Below are 18,195 nucleotides of genomic sequence, written 5' to 3' on the forward strand. Positions count from 1 at the left end.
CTCGGTCGCACACAAATTAAGTGTGCGACACCAAAACAATGTGGGAGCGGGCTTGCTCGCGAAGGGGCCAGACGAGTCACCCGAGATTAAGGGGACACATTCTTGTGAATCGTCCTACACGATCCACAGACCCCATGAACTGTACCCTGAATGGCCGCGATGCTAGTTTGCCTGACGTTCACGGAGGGCAGACGTTGACGATAAAAATGACGGTGTTACTGAGCACTTTTGCACTGGTTTTATCAGGCTGCGGGACCGCTGTCACGGTGCTGCAGGATGACGAAGACGCGGCGCGTAGCCTTAGAAAGCAAAAGACCTACTGTCAGTCCATCCCTCGTATCTACAGCGGCTTGGCGTACGACTTTTGCGTATTAAACGCATCGCCTGATCCCACGGGTATTCTTTTGCCGTTCGTATTGGTGGATTTCACCCTCTCGGGTGTTTTCGACACCGTCCTCCTGCCCTATACGGTTTACCGCCAAGCTGCCGACGGCAATATCAGTATTTACTGGAGGTCAGGCCGCGGATGAGCAATGCCGGCTGCTTTCGCCAGGATCATCTTTACGGGGGCAATATGCGCTGGGTCATTCCCGCCATGTTTACGCTATAATCCCGCCCTTTAGCTGCCACTCGCCCTTTGCGAGGGCACATTAATCTTTGAGGCGCCTTGCGCCTGCATGCAGACTAAAGAGGCTAGACCCCTGTGGCATTGACGATTCTTGGCCTGTCCGGCGCCCTTAGCCATGATCCTTCCGCAGCGTTGTACATCGACGGCAAGCTGGTCGCGGCGGCTGAGGAAGAGCGCTTTGTGCGCGATAAACATGCAAAGAACCGCATGCCTTACGAGTCGGCGAAGTTCTGTCTCGAGCAGGCCGGCATCAAGCCATCCGACGTTGATGTGGTAGCGATTCCATTCGCGCCGATCAGCCTGTTCGGCAAGGCTCGCTGGCATTACGCCAAGCGTTACTGGTACGCCCCGGACCGCGCGCTCGATGCGATCCTGATGGGTAACCGTCGCTACAAACGCTATCGCAACAAGATTGTCTGGTGCCTCGAGCAATTGGGTTTCGATCCGAAGAAAATCAAGATCGAACCGGTCGAGCATCACCTGGCCCACGCCTCCAGCGCTTACCACTGCTCCGGTTTCAAAGAGAAAGCCGCGATCCTCGGGATCGACGGCAAGGGTGAGTACGCCACGACCTTTTTCGGTTACGGCGAAAACGGCAAGATCCACAAGATCAAGGAATTCTTCGATCCGGACTCCCTCGGCGGCCTGTACGGCGCAATCACCGAGTTCCTCGGTTTCGAGATGCTCGATGGTGAGTTCAAGGTCATGGGCATGGCGCCGTACGGCGATGCCAGCAAATACGATTTCTCGCGCCTGGCTTCGTTCGAGAACGGCGAGCTGGTGATCAACACCGACTACGCCAACGTCATCGGCCTGCGTCGTTATAAAGAGAAGGGCAAGGGGTTCTACTTCTCGCCAAAGCTGATCGAGTGGCTGGGTCCCAAGCGCGAAGGCGACATCGCCGACGAGCCGTACATCCACTACGCCGCGAGCATGCAAGCGCTGTTCGAAAAGATCTCGCTGCAGATGATCGACCATTACCTGGGTGACGTGCTCAAGGAAACCGGCAAGCTGGCCTTCGCCGGTGGCTGTGCGTTGAACGTCAAGCTGAACCAGAAAATCATCGCCCGCGATGACGTTAAAGAACTGTTCGTGCAGCCTGCGTCCGGCGATGCCGGCACCGCGGTCGGCGCGGCGGCCTATGTGTCCCACGCCCGTGGTGTGCCGGTCGAGAAGATGGAACACGTTTACCTCGGCCCGTCGTACACCAACGAAGACGTCCTCGCTGCATGCGCCCGTCACCCGAGCAAGCCGGTATGGCGCAAGCTTGAGAACATGCCGGAAAACATCGCCAAAATCATGGTCGATGGCAACCCGGTGGCCTGGTTCCAGGGCCGCATGGAGTTCGGTCCGCGGGCCTTGGGCGGTCGTTCGATCATTGGTTGCCCGAGTGCGACTGGCGTGGCTGACCGCATCAACCACCAGATCAAGTTCCGCGAGCGCTGGAGGCCTTTCTGCCCGTCGATGCTCGACACCGTTGCACCGCAGATGATCAAGATCGATCACCCGGCGCCGTTCATGACCTTCACCTTTGAAGTGGCGGAAGAGTGGAAGACCCGCGTGCCGGAAGTCGTCCATGAAGACGGCACGTCCCGGGCCCAGGTGCTCAAGCGCGAATACAACCCGCGCTACTACGACATGATGAAGGCACTGGAAGTGCTGACCGGTAACGGCGTGTCGCTGAACACCTCGCTCAACCGTCGTGGCGAACCGATGATCTGCTCGCCGACGGATGCCCTGAACATGTTCTTCGGTTCCGATCTACAGTATCTGATCATGGAAGACATCCTGGTGGTCAAAGAGGGCGCGGACGCATATGACACGCTCGGCTGAACGCCATGTGCTGCAGTTCTGTCACGGCTATGACGGGCCGTTTCTGGACTGCGCCCGGCAGTACGCCAGCCTGTTCGCGGGGACCGGTTATCGAGTGACCACGGTGTTTTTGACCGGGGCTGCCGATGCCGAAGTCGCCGCGGGCTGCGCTTCCGATGAAGTGCTGTTCATGGAATACAGCTCCAAGGCCATTCGTGGCCTGAAGCTGGGCGCCATCAGCGATCTGCGCAAGATCGCCGCCTCGCGCAATTTCAGTTTTTGCATCGCTCACCGTTTCAAACCTATTTATATCGCCTTGCTCGGCACCTCGTTGCCGGTGATTGGCGTGCATCACGCGTTTGACGATTACAAGCGCGGTACGCGCAAACTCTTCGCGAATATTTTCCGCAAGCGCCTGAGCCTGCTCGGGGTTTCCGATGCCGTGCGTGACGACATGCGTCATTGCCTGCCGAAGTGGCCGGCGGCGCGGATTCAGACGCTCTATAACCGTATCGATGTGCAGACCTTGCAGGACAGCCAGGTATCAGTTCGCGAGGCCAGGGAAACCCTCGGCCTGGCGCCGGATGCCTGGGTTGTCGGCAATGTCGGACGGCTGCATCCGGACAAGGATCAGACCACGCTGCTGCACGGTTTTGCTGCGGCGTTGCCGGGTTTGCCGGCCAGCAGTCAATTGGTGATTCTCGGTGCCGGTCGACTGGAACAGGACCTCAAGGCCCTGGCCCGTGAGTTGGGTATCGGCGACCGCGTGCTGTTCCTCGGTCAGGTGCCTGAGGCTCGGCGTTATTTCCGTGCCTTCGATGTGTTTGCCCTGAGTTCCGATCACGAACCGTTCGGTATGGTACTGCTGGAGGCCATGGCTGCCGGCGTGCCCTTGCTCGCCACGGCGTGTGGCGGGGCGAAGGAAGTGGTCGAGGGCGTCGGTATTTTGTTCCCGCTGGGCGATGCGGAACACTTGGCTCAAGGGCTGCAACATCTGGCCGCGATGGACGAGCAGCAACGTCACCAGTGTGCTGAGCTGATGCTCGATCGCTTGCGTGAGCGCTTCTCCGACCGCGCGGTGCGCGATGCTTTCTGGCGTTTGCCGCACGTTACCGAACTGGCGCCGAGGGGCTGATGCTCAACCGATTTCAAGGCTGGCGCGAACGTGGCTGGGCGGTAGTCGACGCCTCGACATATGCCGATGCCTGGCAACGTTATGGCGGCAGCGTCGCCACTCATCCCATGGTGGTCGAGCGACTGGCGCAGTTGGCCGACATTCCTGTGCGCTACCTGGCCTGGGAGCAAAACGGTGAAGTCAAAGCCGCGATCCCGACCTGGGGCCGCGACCTCGCCTTGTCCAAGGACGTGCTCAAGCGTTGCGGTAAAAAAGGTCTGTTCGACCTTGGTAATGCCGAGTTCATCCTGCCGGCCGCTGCCGATGCACAAGCGCCGCTGCGTCATCGTGGACGCTACCTGTCGGCGCTGAATGAAGGCCGCTTTACCGGCATAAAGTTGCAGGCTGAACAGCTGGCGATGGCCCGCACTCCCGAAGAACTGTCGAAGAAGTTTCGCTACAACCAGCGCCGTGAATTGCGATTGCTGGAGGAAGCGGGCGGAGTGGTCCGGCCGGTCGCGGAGTTTTCCAGCAGTGAACTGGCGGCGATCTATTGCGACCTGTTCCAGCGTCGCTGGGGCTTCCCGGCGACGGGGGCCGAACGCATGGCTGAGGTCATCGAGTTGCTGCGTGATTTGCTGATCGGCTCGGTGATTTTTCTCAACGATGCGCCGATAGCGATTCAACTGGTCTACCGTGTCGAGACACCGCAGTGGATCAGCGTCGAGTACATCAATGGCGGCGTCGATCCCGAAACCCGCGAATTCAGTCCGGGCAGCGTGCTGAGTTTTCTCAATACGCAAAGCGCCTGGGAGCATGCCCGGGCGTTGGACAAACCGTTGCGCTTTTCTTTCGGTCGCGCCGATCGTGAATACAAGGATCGCTGGTGCAATCCTGTGCCGGTGTTCACCGTATGAGTCAGCCCATGAACCGCAAACAGCAATTGCTCAAGCGCCATCGGCGCAACAAACGCATTGGTTTGCTCATCGCGCTGGTGCTATTGATTGCCATGGGTGTGCTGGTGACTTGGTGGCTGCCGTTGGTGCTCGCGGTTCTGGGCTGGATTGCCCACGAGGCATGGTTTGCCGACCACCTGTTTTATTCGCCAAAAGACGACTATCAGTACAGCTTTCCACCGTACACCCAGCAGCCCAAGGTTCACCTTGACGGTGAACGTTTGCGCCTGGACGACGGCGTCATGCTGGTTGACGACGCCACCCTGGTGTTGGCGCTGCGGATTAAAAGCACCTGGCTGGGACGCTTCATCGATCCTGTGGTCGAGTTGTCGGGGGGGGATAACCCGGACCGACAAACCTTCGAGCGTGGTGTGAACGGCCTGCGTTACCTCAACCTCAGTGGTCAGGCGCAGGTTCTGTCGCAAGGTGAGTTACGCCTGCGTGGGCGTTTCTGCCGACTGCTGGGTGAGCCGGTGCTCAGGGCGTTCGAGCATCCGGATTACAGTCGTCAGCGGGTGATGGTGATCGCGCCCCACGCCGACGATGCCGAGTTGGCCGCATTCGGTTTGTACAGCAGCGCCAGTCAAAGCTGGATCGTGACCTTGACCGCCGGTGAAATCGAGGCTGGGCACTATCAGCAAATGGGGCTCAATGGCGTCGAAGCGTCCCGGTTGAAAGGCTCGCTTCGCGCCTGGGATAGCATCAGCGTGCCGCTGTGGGGCGGCGTACCTCAGGAACGCTGTATTCAGTTGGGGTATTTCTGCCTGCAATTGTCCGCCATGCAAAGCGCGCCGACCGAGGCCGTGGTGTCCCGTGAGGCACAGCTTGGCGATACCCGATATTTTCGACGACTCAATCCGTTTGCCCTGGGCAGTGACGTCGATGGCATACCGTCCTGGAACAATCTGCTGGCCGACCTGAGTGAGTTGATCGAGCGTATCCAGCCTCAGATCATCGTTTTGCCACATCCGCGTTTCGACCCGCACCCAGACCATCTATGCTCACAGCAAGCGGTGATGCAGGCACTGAACGGTACAGCCTGGCAGCCCGAAATCTTGTTGCATTACGCCAATCATCTACACGACAACGATCGCTGGCCAATGGGTGATGCGGGGACCGGTGTGACACTGCCGCCACAGATCAATAATCACGAACCGTTGCGGCCCTGGGCGCTTTGTTTGTCGACCGAAAAACAGTGGCACAAGGCTATGTCGTTGGGCATGATGCACGACCTTCAGCCCCGACTTCCCCTCAAGCGTCTACTTCGCCGAGCGATACAACGTTGTCTGGCGGCCCGACACTGGCCGGCTTTCGGCGAAAACGAGTTCTTCCGTAAAGCGGTGCGACGCCACGAATTATTCTGGGTCCAAGAGCTGTCTGGAAAGAGAGAGACCAATTGAAAGTTCTGTTTCTGGTACAGAAAGAGCAGCGAGCGATCCTCGATCGACTGTATGACGGTATCGCCGAGCACTGCGACTGCGACAAGCGCGAGCTGACCAGCGCGGAGCAGGACGACTTGCGTGGATACTTTCGCAAGCATGTCGATGTGACCCGCTACGACCGGATTGTTTTTTTCCTGCGTTTCAAAAAAGAAATCAGACAGGTTAGGTTCATACAAACCCTGCCTAATCTGGTTATTCTGGAACACGATGCGTATCAGAATTACATCCCGTGCAAGTACACCGGAAAGTTCAGTGCGCATTACCGCAAGCTACCCTGGGCGCGGGTGATTAGCTCGGGTTTCATGGTCGCCGCTCGTTTGCGCGAGGAAGGTTTCGATGCTGTGTTCGTTCCCAAGGGATACGACCAGTCGCTGCTGCAAGACCAAGGTCGTGAGCGAGATATCGAACTGGCATTTGTCGGCAGTACCAACAGCGTCGCCTATAGCGGCCGCAAAGCACTGCTCGATGAGTTGGCGCGCGTCGAACCTCTAGTGGTGACGCGTACCAAGTCGGGTGAGGAATACTGCGATACGCTTAACCGTATTCGCTACTTCGTCAGTGCCGACGTCGGTATGGGCGAATTCATGATCAAGAATTTCGAGGCCATGGCGTGTGGTTGTGTGCTCCTGGCTTATGATCAGGGCGCGGCTGAAAGCAGCGCGCTGGGTTTGCACGATATGCACAACGTTGTTTTCTATCAAAGTATCCCGCAGCTTCAGGAAAAACTCGCGAGGCTACGGGCTGACCCGGAGCTGGCGCAGCGTATCGCTTGCAATGGTCGCGAACTGGTGGTCGGCCAGTTCAGCTTTGCGCGTATCGGCAAGCGTATCGTCGAGGAGCTCGAGCCAGCATTGCGTCCTCACGCGCCGTTGAGTCTGCTGGAAAAAGTGCGTCTGAAACTGGGCGTTTGACAAGGGCTTCTGTGACGCTGGAAGGAGATGTCGTTCGGCATGCCGGTTTGGGGCTCCACGTACAGCTGTCGATTGAGCATCAGCGCAAGGCGCGCAGTCGACACGAACACATCAAGTTTGCATTGTCTCTAATGCCGGGAGTCTGCATTGGCTGTTTTATCAATTAAGTGCGCCGCAGCGTACCTGCATAGTTCCATGCGTTGGCTTGTTGCCTTATGAGTATCCTTAACGTTATGTGGTCCGGCGGTGCGCCGTTCGCATCGATTCACAAGGTTCATCAGCAAATACTGTCGCAGGTTGGCGCCACCGCATCGGCCAAGACCTGGTTGCTTCAGGGCAGCGCGTCAGGGTCTGGAGTGAATGTTGGCGAAGCCCGGGAATGGAAACTGTCCTCTGCCCGTTTGAAAGGGCGGCATTTTTGGCGGCTGATGAGGCCGTGGATGCAGGCCTCTTTCAAGAGAGCCCTCAAGCAAAGTGGGGCACACCTGTTGCTGCTCGATGGCTTGGGAGTAGCTCGCACACTTTTACCCCTTCTCAAAACATTACCAAACATCCGCGCGGTGGTGATTGTTCATGGTTCCACGCGAGTTCGTGCCGCAGATCGAGCCCTCTTCCACCAGCTCTCGACGTCCCAACTGACATTGGTCGCAGTGTCGAACACCTTGGCGGCCTCGCTGGGCCGAGACCTTCAAATGCCGGTCATGACACTGCGTAGTGCGTTCGACCCTGTCGCGTTTCACTCAGCGGTACTCCCTCGCGAGGAGGCCCGCGCCCGGTTGGGGTTGCCCCTGGACGACACGCCTGTGCTCGGTGCGGTGGGGCGATTGGTGGAGGATAAGGGGTTTGCCTGTCTGATCGAGGCCTTTGCTTCTGCATTGAAGCAGCGGCCCGATTTGCGATTGGTGATTGTCGGTGAAGGGTCTTCCAGAGAAGCGTTGCAAGCACGCATTGATCACCTGGGGTTGCGCGCGAGTGTCTCCTTGCCCGGCCATCTGAATGATGCTGCGCGGCTTTACAGGGCATTCGACTGGGTCGCTATTCCTTCACTAGACGAGGGTCTGGGCCTGATTATGCAAGAGGCGGTGATGGCGGGTGTTCCCGTCATTGCCAGCGAGTTGCCAGTGTTTCGCGAGCAGTTGGCCGACACGGGTTGGTATGCCCCCGTAGAGGATGTCAGCGCCTGGAGCGATGTTATTGTGCGAGCGTACAGCGTCTCTGCGAAAGAAATCGCGGCAGGCCAATATCAGGAGCTGGCCCCTGACCAGGCCTGGCTGAACTTCAGTCAGACGGCCCGTGCATTGCTTTCATGATGGCAGAACAGCTTGCTCGAGTGCCTGCATTGGAAAGCTGTCGTTCAGGTTCTCGCGTGCAATATAGCGGGCGAAATGCTGCAGGTTGCGCTTGATCAAATGCTTGGGCAGTGGCGCCCGCAAGAAACGCATATCCGCCACATCGATCAGGCCCATCCGGTTGTCCGGAGTGACCACAATGTTGCCCAGGTGCAGTGAGCGAAAGTAGATCCCCGACATATGAAGGCTACGTATCAGCCCCGCCAGAGCTGGCAGTGTCTGCTGCCAGTCGAACCCTTCCTTGCTGGCGATCTGGCGCAGGGTTTCTCCCGGCAGGGGCTGGTAAAGCACCGCCGTCATGCCTGGGGTTTGCAGCCGATAGAAGTGCAGGACCTGAAGGGTGGGTACGCCAAGCTTGTGCAGTTCGGCGGCATTGTCGATGAAGCGTTTCGAGTACGGACGAAACAGCGCGAAAGATAAAATACGCTTGCGACGAAACAGTTTCAGGATATTCCCATCCTGCAACAGGTAAACTTTCGGGCCGTAGCTGTCGGCCTCCAGTACTCTGGCGGCTTCAATCATTTGATTTAAAGCGTCTTGCGGAAGCCGGGAGCATTGCATCATAGAAAGCCTTGTTGGAATAGCGGGGCACTGTGGCGGGCAATGATGCCGAAAAGTTTCGGTTTTAACCATGCCGGGTTAGGCAGGGTGGGCTGTCTAAGGAGCAATTTGATGCAAGAAACACGTTGGGTGCAAGCATGGATGACGTCAGGTCTGTTGTGGTTTCTGCTGGCTATCGCCGTTGCGCCTACCAACAAACTTTATCAGCAAGGGCTGGTCGCACTGCTATGGCTGCCGGCCATGGTGTTCAGCTGGTCAGCGCGGGCCCGGATCAGAGAACTCCTGTATGAGCAGCGCTGGGTCTACCTGCCGATGCTCGGTCTGCTGGTCTGGTCATTGATTAGTCTCTCTTGGACGAACGTCGATGATCCGGGTCGCGAAGCCAAGCGTTTGTTGTACATCGTTGTATTCCTGCTTTTTTTTCCGGTTTTTGCCAATACCCGGCCCGAGCGAGTCATTCGTATCATGCAATGGGGCGGTATTGGGCTTGCATTGACTGCATTGGCTGCCACCATCAAATTTTATGGGGTCAATGGCAACGTCTGGTACGCGCGCGTTGAAGGATTGGGCGAGTTGTCTCACCCGATTCTGGGTGGCTACGTTATTGGGTTGGCGGCCGTGTGGCTTGTTCATTGGGTACCGCGCACGCTCTGGATGCAGGCGGCCTGGGTCGTAGCGCTGGGTGTTCTTGGCGTGTTTGTCGTGCTTAGCCAGAGTCGTGGTGCTGCCTTCGCGTTGTTCCTGACATTACTCGTCATGCCGATCTGGTGTCGCGATCGACGCAGCCGCGTCGTTGCGGTATCTGCGTTGACAGTGGCGATGCTGGCTTTCTGGTTCTTGGAACCTTTGGTCATGGCTCGCGGTGTTTCCTATCGTCCGCAAATCCTGATGGCAAGCTTGCAAATGATTGCCGAGCACCCATGGCGCGGTCTGGGCCTTGGCGGCAACTATAAAGTGCTCGCCGACGGCTTGTCCTTTGACCATGCCCATAACCTCTTCACTCATGTCGCCATCGAACTGGGTCTGCCGGGGCTGTTGTTGTGGTGCGCGGTCTGGCTTGCAGTTTTACGTGAGGCGTGGAAAGCCCGGGAAACGCTATATGGTCAAGGCATTATCGGCATATGGGTATTTTCATCCTTGGCCATGCAATTCGATGCGGCCAGTCTGACTGGAACGCCAAGGGCCGAGTGGTTCATCAGTTGGTTGCCCGTGGGCCTGGCCAGTGTGTTGGTATGGGCGCGGGTCAATTCCGACGATTGTGATAAAATTTCGCGTTCTTCCTAACGAGTGAGCTCTACGATGAGTGACGCACCGCCCAAAGCGGGACAGGATTCCAGCCTGATAATCTATTTGCGGCTGTTGGGTTATGTAAAACCCTATATCGGCCTATTCCTGGTGAGTATCGTCGGCTTCGTGATTTTTGCCTCGACGCAGCCCATGCTCGCAGGGATTCTCAAATATTTCGTCGATGGCCTGAGCAACCCCGAAGCGGTGCTCTTCCCGACTGTTCCCTATCTGCAAGACTTGCAGTTGCTGATGGCCGTGCCGCTGCTGATCATCCTGATCGCGGCCTGGCAAGGCCTGGGGTCTTTCCTCGGCAACTATTACCTGGCCAAAGTATCGTTGGGGCTGGTCCACGACTTGCGTGTCGAGCTGTTCAACAAGTTGCTGGTATTGCCCAACCGTTATTTCGACACCCATAACTCCGGGCACCTGATTTCGCGCATCACCTTCAACGTGACCATGGTCACCGGTGCTGCCACGGACGCCATCAAAGTGGTCATTCGTGAAGGCCTGACCGTGGTGTTCCTGTTTGCTTACCTGTTGTGGATGAACTGGAAACTGACCCTGGTGATGTTGGCGATCCTGCCCATCATCGCGATCATGGTGAGCAGCACCAGCAAAAAATTCCGCAAGCAGAGCAAGAAAATCCAGGTGGCGATGGGCGACGTGACTCACGTAGCCTCCGAGACCATCCAGGGCTATCGCGTGGTGCGCAGCTTCGGTGGCGAAAGCTATGAAGAGCGTCGTTTCGCCGAAGCCAGCCAGGGCAACACCGACAAGCAACTGCGCATGACCAAGACCGGTGCGGTCTACACGCCCATGCTGCAATTGGTGATCTACACCGCCATGGCGGTGTTGATGTTCCTGGTGCTGTTCCTGCGCGGCGATGCCACCGCCGGTGACCTGGTGGCCTACATCACCGCGGCGGGCCTGTTGCCCAAGCCGATTCGGCAGTTGTCGGAAGTCAGCTCGACAATCCAGAAAGGCGTTGCCGGTGCCGAGAGCATTTTCGAGCAACTGGACGTAGAGCCAGAGATTGACCAGGGTACCGTCGAGCGCGATCGTGTCAGCGGCCACCTGGAAGTGCGCAACCTGAGCTTCACCTATCCAGGGACCGAGCGTGAAGTGCTGAAGAACATCAGCTTCACGGCGGCACCGGGGCAAATGATCGCCCTGGTCGGTCGTTCGGGTAGCGGCAAGTCGACCCTGGCCAGCCTGATTCCGCGTTTCTATCACCACGAAACCGGCGAAATCATGCTCGATGACGTGGAAATCGAAGACTATCGTCTGCGCAATCTGCGTCGACACGTGGCGCAGGTGACGCAGCATGTGACCCTGTTCAACGACACCATCGCCAACAACATTGCTTACGGTGACCTGGCCGGCGCACCACGTGCCGACATCGAAAAGGCCGCGACGGATGCTTACGCGATGGACTTCATCACGGAGATGCCGCAAGGCCTGGACACTCAGGTCGGCGAAAACGGCGTGTTGCTGTCCGGTGGCCAGCGTCAGCGCCTGGCGATTGCCCGGGCCTTGTTGAAGAACGCACCGTTGCTGATTCTCGACGAGGCAACGTCGGCGCTCGACACCGAGTCCGAGCGACACATTCAGGCGGCACTGGATCAGGTCATGAAAGGTCGCACCACGCTGGTGATTGCTCACCGGTTGTCGACCATCGAGAAAGCCGACCTGATCCTGGTCATGGACCATGGCGAAATCGTCGAGCGCGGCACCCACGCTCAACTGCTGGCGCAAAACGGCTACTACTCGCGCCTGCATGCGATGGGCCTCGACGCCCCGGTTGGCGACATCGCCTGACCCACAAAAGGGGTGAGCCTGGCTCACCCCTTTTGCACACCTGGCGTGCAATGCGCCCGGTGATTGGTATCCAGACCTTTACCCTTCTTGACCAAGCCTGAATAAATCTGCGCACCGCGGTCGGATTTTCTGATCAATAAATGAGCAGAAAGCCCTGCGGAATCATCCCATTGCAGCCGTCACACAAGCCCACGCCAACCCTGTGTTAATATCGCGCCCCTGTTCATTTTGTATGTGGGTTGCTCCATGAAGTTGTCCATGCCGCGATTCGATCAAGCCCCTGTCTTGGTGGTCGGCGATGTCATGCTCGACCGTTACTGGCATGGTGGTACCTCACGGATTTCCCCTGAGGCGCCGGTACCGGTAGTCAAGGTCGAGCAAATCGAGGACCGCCCGGGCGGTGCCGCCAACGTTGCGTTGAACATTGCCGCCCTCGGTGCACCGGCCTCGCTGGTCGGCGTGACTGGCGACGATGAAGCTGCCGACAGCCTGGCCAATAGCCTCAAGGGCGCTGGCGTTCGGGCGTTGTTCCAGCGCATCGCGCACCAGCCGACCATCGTCAAGCTGCGGGTCATGAGCCGTCACCAGCAACTGCTGCGTATCGACTTCGAAGAACCTTTCGCCACCGACGCGTTGGCGTTGGGCGAGCAAGTCGACGAGTTGCTCGAAGGCATCAAAGTGCTGGTGCTGTCCGATTACGGCAAAGGCGCGCTGAAAAACCATCAGGTGCTGATCCAGGCGGCACGTGCCCGTGGCATTCCGGTGCTGGCCGATCCCAAGGGCAAGGATTTCTCGATCTACCGGGGTGCGAGCCTGATCACCCCGAACCTCAGCGAGTTCGAAACCATCGTCGGCGGTTGCGCCGATGAGCACGAACTGGTGAGCAAGGGCGCGCAGTTGATGCATGATCTCGACCTCGGCGCGCTGCTGGTGACCCGCGGCGAACACGGCATGACCTTGCTGCGTCCGGATCATCCGGCGCTGCACCTGCCAGCCCGTGCCCGTGAAGTGTTCGATGTGACCGGTGCTGGCGACACGGTGATTTCCACCCTGGCGGCCGCCATTGCCGCTGGCGAAGAACTGCCTCACGCGGTGGCGTTGGCCAACCTGGCGGCGGGCATCGTGGTCGGCAAACTGGGTACGGCAGCCATCAGCGCACCGGAACTGCGTCGCGCCATCCAGCGTGAAGAAGGTTCGGAGCGCGGTGTACTCGGCCTTGAGCAGCTGTTGCTGGCGGTCGATGATGCGCGTGCGCATAAAGAGAAGATTGTCTTCACCAACGGCTGCTTCGACATTTTGCACGCCGGCCACGTGACCTACCTCGAACAGGCGCGGGCCCAGGGCGATCGCTTGATCGTTGCGGTCAACGACGATGCGTCGGTCAGCCGCCTGAAAGGGCCGGGTCGTCCGATCAACAGCGTCGACCGTCGCATGGCCGTACTGGCAGGTCTGGGCGCCGTGGATTGGGTGATCAGCTTCGCTGAAGGCACCCCGGAAAACCTGCTGCGCGAGGTCAAGCCCGATGTGCTGGTCAAGGGCGGGGACTACGGAATCGAGCAGGTCGTCGGCGCGGACATCGTGACCGCTTACGGCGGAACGGTGAAAGTGCTGGGGCTGGTGGAAAACAGCTCGACTACCGCGATTGTCGAGAAGATCCGCAAGTCGTAGGAGCTGGCGAAGCCTGCGATCTTTTTTTGATTCTCTGCTATCGAAACGTCAAAAGATCGCAGCCTTCGGCAGCTCCTACGCGCCCGCTGGGAGCTGCCGGAGGCTGCGATCTTTTGCTTTAAGAGCTGACTTTCTTGCGCGGTACGATTCTCTTCAGCAATTGCTTCGCCTTCCCACGCAACCGCGCCAAACCTGAATCCTTCCCCGGCGGGCTCAAGCCCTGCTGCCGCACCCAATCCTTCCAGCGAATTCGCTCATCCTTCACCAGCCAGCCTTCCTGCTGGGCAAAACTCTCTGCCAGGTACAACCCACGAGTACTCGCCGGGTACAGCTGATCCTTTTTCAAGGTATAGAGCTCGGCCATCGGTTGGCCGTCCTGCAGCGGCATCAAATACAAATCGGGACGTTTTCGATCGAGCCGGGCCACCAGTTGATCGCCTTCCAGTCGTTCGTCGACATGGAACAGGCTCAGGGATTTGGCCTCCTTGGGCACATCCAGGCGCAGGTCATAGATCAATTGCAGCGAGGCCGTCGGCAAATGCACGTAAGCCCGCGGGCGTTCGATCAGCTGCATCTTGGCGCAACGCACCGGCCGCGCCGAGCCGGACAGCGGCGTCAGGCGAAACGGCAGGGCTTCGCGATAATGCAGCGCGGACGAGTAGGGCGCCGGCAGCCAAGTGTCGTTGAAACGCCCGCCGAGCCAGCCTTCCGGGGTTTCCAGCAGGCACTCTTCGGCAATTTCCTGAATCGCGGTGTGCAGCGGCAGGTTCAGCTCATGGGCGGGCACGTAACCGGAGATCAGTTTGAGCACCACGTCGCCGCGGTCTTGCCGACGTTGACGCACCAACACCCAGTAATCGCGATTCTGCCAATGCAGGGTCAGGCGCACCGAGACCCCGAGGTTGGCCAACTCAAGCGAAAACCGCTGTGTGTCGGCTACCGTCACCGGGCGGCGACGTTGCAGCGTCTGGGAGAAATTGAGCGGCATCCCGACGCTTTGATAACTCAGGCCTTCGGGAGTCGCTTCGACGAATAACGGCAGGGTCTTGAAGTTGCTCGGGTTCTTTCTTATGAGCGTACGCGGCATGTCGGCTCCTGCTTAAGGCCGCGTGGGCGGCATCAGTTTCTACGTAGGACCTGGGCAACGGTCGCGACGTTGTGGGCGAGGTGCAGCGGATTAATGGTCCCGACAATAGCACTGGCAACACCCGGATGTTCAAACAACAACTCGAAGCTGGCGCGAACAGGGTCCACACCCGGACTCAGGCATACGTGGCCGCTGGCGAGGGCTTTTTTGACTAGAATGGCTTTGCCGTGGGCAGCAGCATAGTCAATGACCGGCTTCTCGTTCTGCTCGTTCAGATTGTAGGTGACCATCGCGCAATCACCTTGTTCCAGAGCCTTCAAACCACCTTCGACGGTTTTGCCGGAAAAACCGAAGCCGCGAATCTTGCCTTCACTCTTCAACGCCGCGAGGGTCGCATAGACTTCGCTGTCGTTGAGGATCGCCAGGTCGTTGCCGTCGGAGTGCACCAGCACCAGATCGATGAAGTCCGTTTCCAGCCGTTGCAGACTACGTTCCACCGACAGCCGGGTATGAGCGGCGCTGAAGTCGTGACGGGACTGGCCGTCGGCAAACTCTTCGCCGACCTTGCTGACGATCACCCAATCCTGACGCTGACCCCGCAGCAATGGACCGAGGCGTTCTTCGCTGCGGCCGTAGGCCGGGGCAGTGTCGATCAGGTTGATGCCCATGTCGCGCGCGAGTTTGAGCAGCATGCGCGCTTCGTCGTCATCGGGAATCTGAAAACCGTTGGGATATTTCACGCCTTGGTCGCGGCCGAGTTTTACCGTGCCCAGGCCCAGTGGCGAAACCAGCAGGCCGGTGCTGCCCAGCGGGCGATGCAGATCGTGCAAAGTGGGTTGGCTCATGGCAGCAGTTGCTCCCAGGCAGGGATGCCCATCGGCGGTTTTGGCAGGTCGGGCAGCGGGGCAGAATTGCTTGGCTGGATGCCGTCGCGCTGCAAGGACGCGATGACGCGATCAGCAAAGTCCGGAGCCAGCGCCAGTTTGGTTGGCCAACCGACCAGCAGCCGGCCTTCTTCGGCAAGGAATGCATTGTCAGGGCGGGTCAGTCCCGATTGCAGTGGCTCGGCGCGATCCACTCGAAGGGTGGCCCATTGCGCTGTGCTCAGGTCGATCCATGGCAGCAGCTGGCCGAGTTCTTTCTGCGCCGTGGCGATTTGCTCGGCTGGGGTACGGGCAACACCCTCGGCTTCGGCGATATCACCGCCCAGATACCAGACCCATTGACCATCGGCGGCCGGATGGGTCGTCACGGTAATGCGCGGCTTGGTGCCGCCGCCCAGGCAGTGGGCATACAGTGGTTTGAGGCCTGGACCTTTGGCGATGATCATGTGCAGTGGCCGGCGTTGCATGGCGGGCTGACTCAGCCCCAGCGCTTCGAGCAGCGCTGCCGTACCGGCACCGGCGCTCAATACGATGCGTTGGGCGCGAATCTCGCGCTCGTCAACCTTCAGGCCCACCAGAACGCCACCTTCCAATAGCGGTTCGATCTTCTGACCGGCGAGCAAACCGTCGCCAGCCAAATCGGCCAGACGCTGGATCAGGCTCGGCACGTCGATCACCAGTTCCGCCAGGCGATAGACCTTGCCCTTGAAGCGCTTGTCTTGCAGGGCTGGCGGCAGTTGATCGCCCTTGACCTGATCGACACGGCCGCGCACCGCTTTGCTAGCGAAGAAACTGGTGAGATTGCCGGCGATCGTGCCGGGGGACCAGAGGTAATGCGCTTCGGACAGCAGGCGCACGCCGGTCAGATCCAGTTCTCCGTCACCGGCCAAGGCTTCACGCCAGCGACGCGGCATGTCGGCGATGGCTTCCGAGGCACCGGTCAGGGCGCCATGCAATGCGTACTTGGCGCCGCCATGGATGATGCCTTGGGATTTCACGCTTTGCCCGCCACCGAGGCTGGCGCTTTCCACCAGCACGGTCGAAAAACCCTGGCGACGCAGGCGCGCATTCAGCCAGAGGCCGGCGACACCAGCGCCGACAATCAGAACGTCGGTGGAAATAACGGATGGCATGCAGCGACCTCAGTGTTCAAGACGAGGGCGCAGTATACAGACTCGACGGAGAGGGGATTTGTTGGTGAACAATCGGCTGGATGCAAAAAAACTGTGGGAGCGGGCTTGCTCGCGAAGAGGCCGTATCAGTCGGCATCAGCGTTGCCTGACACACCGCTTTCGCGAGCAAGCCCGCTCCCACAGTGGGATTGTGTTTCGGGTGTTAGTGGCCGACGGTTTTGGAGAACAGCTGAATGACGACAACGCCGAGCACAATCAACGCCATCCCCAGCATTGCCGGCACATCCAGTTTCTGCCCGTAGATAAACAGCGCCGCGACGCTGACCATCACGATTCCCATACCGGCCCACACCGCGTAAGCCACGCCCACCGGAACGCTGCGCACCACCAGCGTCAGCATCCAGAAGGCAATGCCGTAACCGACAATAACCAGAATCAGCGGCAGTGGGGTGCTGAAGCCTTTGACCGCTTTCATCGAAACGGTGGCGATCACTTCGGCGCAGATGGCAATGGCCAGGTAGTAGTAAGCGGTCATAGGTGCATCCTCGTGTGAAGTGTTGCTTTCTGAGGTCGGCATTTTAGAGATTCTCCAGATGCGGTAAAGTCATTACCTATCTGTTCTGAAGATGGGTTGAGCCATGAATACGCAATGGAATCTGGAGCAGCTGCGCTTGTTTGTCAGCGTCGCGGAGCAGCGTTCGTTTTCCGCGGTGGCGCGGGATCAGCGCAAGGCGCAGTCGGCGGTCAGCAGTTCGATTGCGCTGTTGGAAGAGGACCTGGGCGTCAGCCTGTTCGACCGTAGCAGCGGCCGCCAGCCGAAACTCACCGAGGCCGGTAACGCATTGCTGGATGAGGCGCGGGAAGTGCTGCGCCAATGCGAACGCCTTAACGGTCGGGCGCTGGCCATGATGCGCGGCCAGGAGGCCCGTTTGCGTGTCGCCCAGGATGAAGCGATGCCCTATCAGCCGATCATCGAAAGCTTCGAAGCCCTGGCTCAACAATTTCCCAGCCTTGAAGTGCAGCTGACCAGCGCCGCCCAAGGGGATGTCGCGCGCAAACTGGTGGAGCGTCGGGCCGATCTGGGGTTGTTGTTTTATCACGACCAGATTCCCGAAGCGCTCGAGCGGCGGGTGTTGGGCAGCGTCGAAATGGTCACGGTGTGCGGCGTCGGCCACCCACTGGCGCAACAGGCTCAGGTCGATTGTCAGCAACTGGCGCAGCATCGTCAGTTGCTGATGTCCACACAGTCCAGCGTCTATCCCGGAAGCGAGCCGGCCAGCCCGCAAGTCTGGCGGGCCGACAGTTTTTACGTGATGGCTGAATGGCTGGTGCGCGGACTCGGTTGGGCCTGGCTGCCGCGCCACGTGGTGCAGTACCCGGCGTATCAGGATCTGATGGTCGAACTGGTCAGCGAATGGACCCCGCCAGCGCTGGTGGTAGAGCTGGTCTGGCGCCGCGATGAACCTCTGGGTCCGGCAGCTCGTTGGTTGGCCGAACGTTTTGCCGTGCACTTGCAGACGATCGGTGAAAAAAGCCGATAAACTC

16 protein-coding genes are annotated in these 18,195 nt (G+C 59.1%); 11 read left to right on the plus strand and 5 right to left on the minus strand.

Features of this window, described 5'->3' with window-relative positions; genetic code table 11:
• Positions 1 to 194 precede the first annotated feature (194 nt).
• From E3W21_RS11200 to E3W21_RS11230, 7 genes are all read left to right on the plus strand, one after another.
• On the plus strand, positions 195 to 530 hold the full coding sequence (locus E3W21_RS11200) for a YceK/YidQ family lipoprotein (protein WP_134419971.1): 336 nt from the start codon (positions 195 to 197) through the stop codon (positions 528 to 530).
• Positions 531 to 703: 173 nt separating this feature from the next.
• The gene (locus tag E3W21_RS11205) at positions 704 to 2,461 is read left to right on the plus strand and encodes a carbamoyltransferase (protein WP_134419757.1); all 1,758 of its coding nucleotides are present in this window, start codon (positions 704 to 706) and stop codon (positions 2,459 to 2,461) included.
• Entirely contained in the window at positions 2,445 to 3,575 is a 1,131-nt protein-coding gene (locus E3W21_RS11210; RefSeq protein ID WP_111449306.1) for a glycosyltransferase, read from the plus strand. The genes E3W21_RS11205 and E3W21_RS11210 overlap by 17 nt, the downstream gene beginning before the upstream one ends.
• Positions 3,575 to 4,471: an antimicrobial resistance protein Mig-14 gene (locus tag E3W21_RS11215; RefSeq protein WP_046045681.1), complete on the plus strand. Its 897-nt coding sequence runs from the start codon at positions 3,575 to 3,577 to the stop codon at positions 4,469 to 4,471. The genes E3W21_RS11210 and E3W21_RS11215 overlap by 1 nt, the downstream gene beginning before the upstream one ends.
• An 8-nt stretch (positions 4,472 to 4,479) precedes the next feature.
• Positions 4,480 to 5,910, plus strand: coding sequence for a PIG-L deacetylase family protein (locus E3W21_RS11220; protein ID WP_134419759.1), 1,431 nt, complete (start codon positions 4,480 to 4,482; stop codon positions 5,908 to 5,910).
• The gene (locus E3W21_RS11225) at positions 5,907 to 6,863 is read left to right on the plus strand and encodes a glycosyltransferase (protein WP_134419761.1); all 957 of its coding nucleotides are present in this window, start codon (positions 5,907 to 5,909) and stop codon (positions 6,861 to 6,863) included. The genes E3W21_RS11220 and E3W21_RS11225 overlap by 4 nt, the downstream gene beginning before the upstream one ends.
• A gap of 215 nt (positions 6,864 to 7,078) precedes the next feature.
• The gene (locus E3W21_RS11230) at positions 7,079 to 8,173 is read left to right on the plus strand and encodes a glycosyltransferase (protein WP_134419763.1); all 1,095 of its coding nucleotides are present in this window, start codon (positions 7,079 to 7,081) and stop codon (positions 8,171 to 8,173) included.
• On the opposite strand, the gene E3W21_RS11235 is transcribed toward E3W21_RS11230, so the two are convergent.
• Positions 8,168 to 8,734, minus strand: coding sequence for a toluene tolerance protein (locus E3W21_RS11235; protein WP_256661546.1), 567 nt, complete (start codon positions 8,732 to 8,734; stop codon positions 8,168 to 8,170). The genes E3W21_RS11230 and E3W21_RS11235 overlap by 6 nt on opposite strands.
• Before the next feature lie 150 nt (positions 8,735 to 8,884).
• Here E3W21_RS11235 and E3W21_RS11240 point away from each other — a divergent pair, with 150 nt between their 5' ends.
• From E3W21_RS11240 to hldE, 3 genes are all read left to right on the plus strand, one after another.
• Complete coding sequence (locus tag E3W21_RS11240) at positions 8,885 to 10,057, plus strand: O-antigen ligase (protein ID WP_134419765.1); 1,173 nt, start codon at positions 8,885 to 8,887, stop codon at positions 10,055 to 10,057.
• Between the two features lie 15 nt (positions 10,058 to 10,072).
• Positions 10,073 to 11,878 (plus strand): lipid A export permease/ATP-binding protein MsbA, encoded by a 1,806-nt coding sequence (msbA, locus tag E3W21_RS11245; RefSeq protein ID WP_134419767.1) that lies wholly within the window; start codon positions 10,073 to 10,075, stop codon positions 11,876 to 11,878.
• Positions 11,879 to 12,124: 246 nt separating this feature from the next.
• A complete protein-coding gene (gene hldE, locus E3W21_RS11250; RefSeq protein WP_134419769.1) occupies positions 12,125 to 13,546 on the plus strand; it encodes a bifunctional D-glycero-beta-D-manno-heptose-7-phosphate kinase/D-glycero-beta-D-manno-heptose 1-phosphate adenylyltransferase HldE in 1,422 nt (473 codons plus the stop codon).
• Between the two features lie 118 nt (positions 13,547 to 13,664).
• Here the strand turns inward: hldE and E3W21_RS11255 are convergent, their stop codons facing one another.
• The 4 genes from E3W21_RS11255 to E3W21_RS11270 form a co-directional block, all read right to left on the minus strand.
• The gene (locus E3W21_RS11255; RefSeq protein WP_134419771.1) at positions 13,665 to 14,633 is read right to left on the minus strand and encodes a metal ABC transporter ATPase; all 969 of its coding nucleotides are present in this window, start codon (positions 14,631 to 14,633) and stop codon (positions 13,665 to 13,667) included.
• Positions 14,634 to 14,665: 32 nt separating this feature from the next.
• Entirely contained in the window at positions 14,666 to 15,478 is an 813-nt protein-coding gene (locus tag E3W21_RS11260; RefSeq protein ID WP_134419773.1) for an aldo/keto reductase, read from the minus strand.
• The gene (locus tag E3W21_RS11265; RefSeq protein ID WP_134419775.1) at positions 15,475 to 16,650 is read right to left on the minus strand and encodes an FAD-binding oxidoreductase; all 1,176 of its coding nucleotides are present in this window, start codon (positions 16,648 to 16,650) and stop codon (positions 15,475 to 15,477) included. Before E3W21_RS11265 ends, E3W21_RS11260 begins: the two co-directional genes overlap by 4 nt.
• Positions 16,651 to 16,852: 202 nt before the next feature.
• Complete coding sequence (locus E3W21_RS11270; protein ID WP_134419777.1) at positions 16,853 to 17,185, minus strand: multidrug efflux SMR transporter; 333 nt, start codon at positions 17,183 to 17,185, stop codon at positions 16,853 to 16,855.
• 103 nt (positions 17,186 to 17,288) lie between these two features.
• Between E3W21_RS11270 and E3W21_RS11275 the strand changes: the two genes are divergently transcribed.
• The gene (locus tag E3W21_RS11275) at positions 17,289 to 18,191 is read left to right on the plus strand and encodes a LysR family transcriptional regulator (protein WP_134419779.1); all 903 of its coding nucleotides are present in this window, start codon (positions 17,289 to 17,291) and stop codon (positions 18,189 to 18,191) included.
• Positions 18,192 to 18,195: the final 4 nt, after the last annotated feature.

This window comes from Pseudomonas sp. F01002 (assembly GCF_004402115.1).
Taxonomy (GTDB): domain Bacteria; phylum Pseudomonadota; class Gammaproteobacteria; order Pseudomonadales; family Pseudomonadaceae; genus Aquipseudomonas; species Aquipseudomonas frigoris.

Coding starts and splice junctions, on each gene's coding strand:
- E3W21_RS11210 (WP_111449306.1), top strand. CDS start 2,445: ATGACACGCTCGGCTGAACGCCATGTGCTGCAGTTCTGTCACGGCTAT.
- E3W21_RS11215 (WP_046045681.1), top strand. CDS start 3,575: ATGCTCAACCGATTTCAAGGCTGGCGCGAACGTGGCTGGGCGGTAGTC.
- E3W21_RS11220 (WP_134419759.1), top strand. CDS start 4,480: ATGAACCGCAAACAGCAATTGCTCAAGCGCCATCGGCGCAACAAACGC.
- E3W21_RS11230 (WP_134419763.1), top strand. CDS start 7,079: ATGAGTATCCTTAACGTTATGTGGTCCGGCGGTGCGCCGTTCGCATCG.
- E3W21_RS11235 (WP_256661546.1), bottom strand. CDS start 8,734: ATGATTGAAGCCGCCAGAGTACTGGAGGCCGACAGCTACGGCCCGAAA.
- E3W21_RS11240 (WP_134419765.1), top strand. CDS start 8,885: ATGCAAGAAACACGTTGGGTGCAAGCATGGATGACGTCAGGTCTGTTG.
- msbA (WP_134419767.1), top strand. CDS start 10,073: ATGAGTGACGCACCGCCCAAAGCGGGACAGGATTCCAGCCTGATAATC.
- hldE (WP_134419769.1), top strand. CDS start 12,125: ATGAAGTTGTCCATGCCGCGATTCGATCAAGCCCCTGTCTTGGTGGTC.
- E3W21_RS11255 (WP_134419771.1), bottom strand. CDS start 14,633: ATGCCGCGTACGCTCATAAGAAAGAACCCGAGCAACTTCAAGACCCTG.
- E3W21_RS11260 (WP_134419773.1), bottom strand. CDS start 15,478: ATGAGCCAACCCACTTTGCACGATCTGCATCGCCCGCTGGGCAGCACC.
- E3W21_RS11265 (WP_134419775.1), bottom strand. CDS start 16,650: ATGCCATCCGTTATTTCCACCGACGTTCTGATTGTCGGCGCTGGTGTC.
- E3W21_RS11270 (WP_134419777.1), bottom strand. CDS start 17,185: ATGACCGCTTACTACTACCTGGCCATTGCCATCTGCGCCGAAGTGATC.
- E3W21_RS11275 (WP_134419779.1), top strand. CDS start 17,289: ATGAATACGCAATGGAATCTGGAGCAGCTGCGCTTGTTTGTCAGCGTC.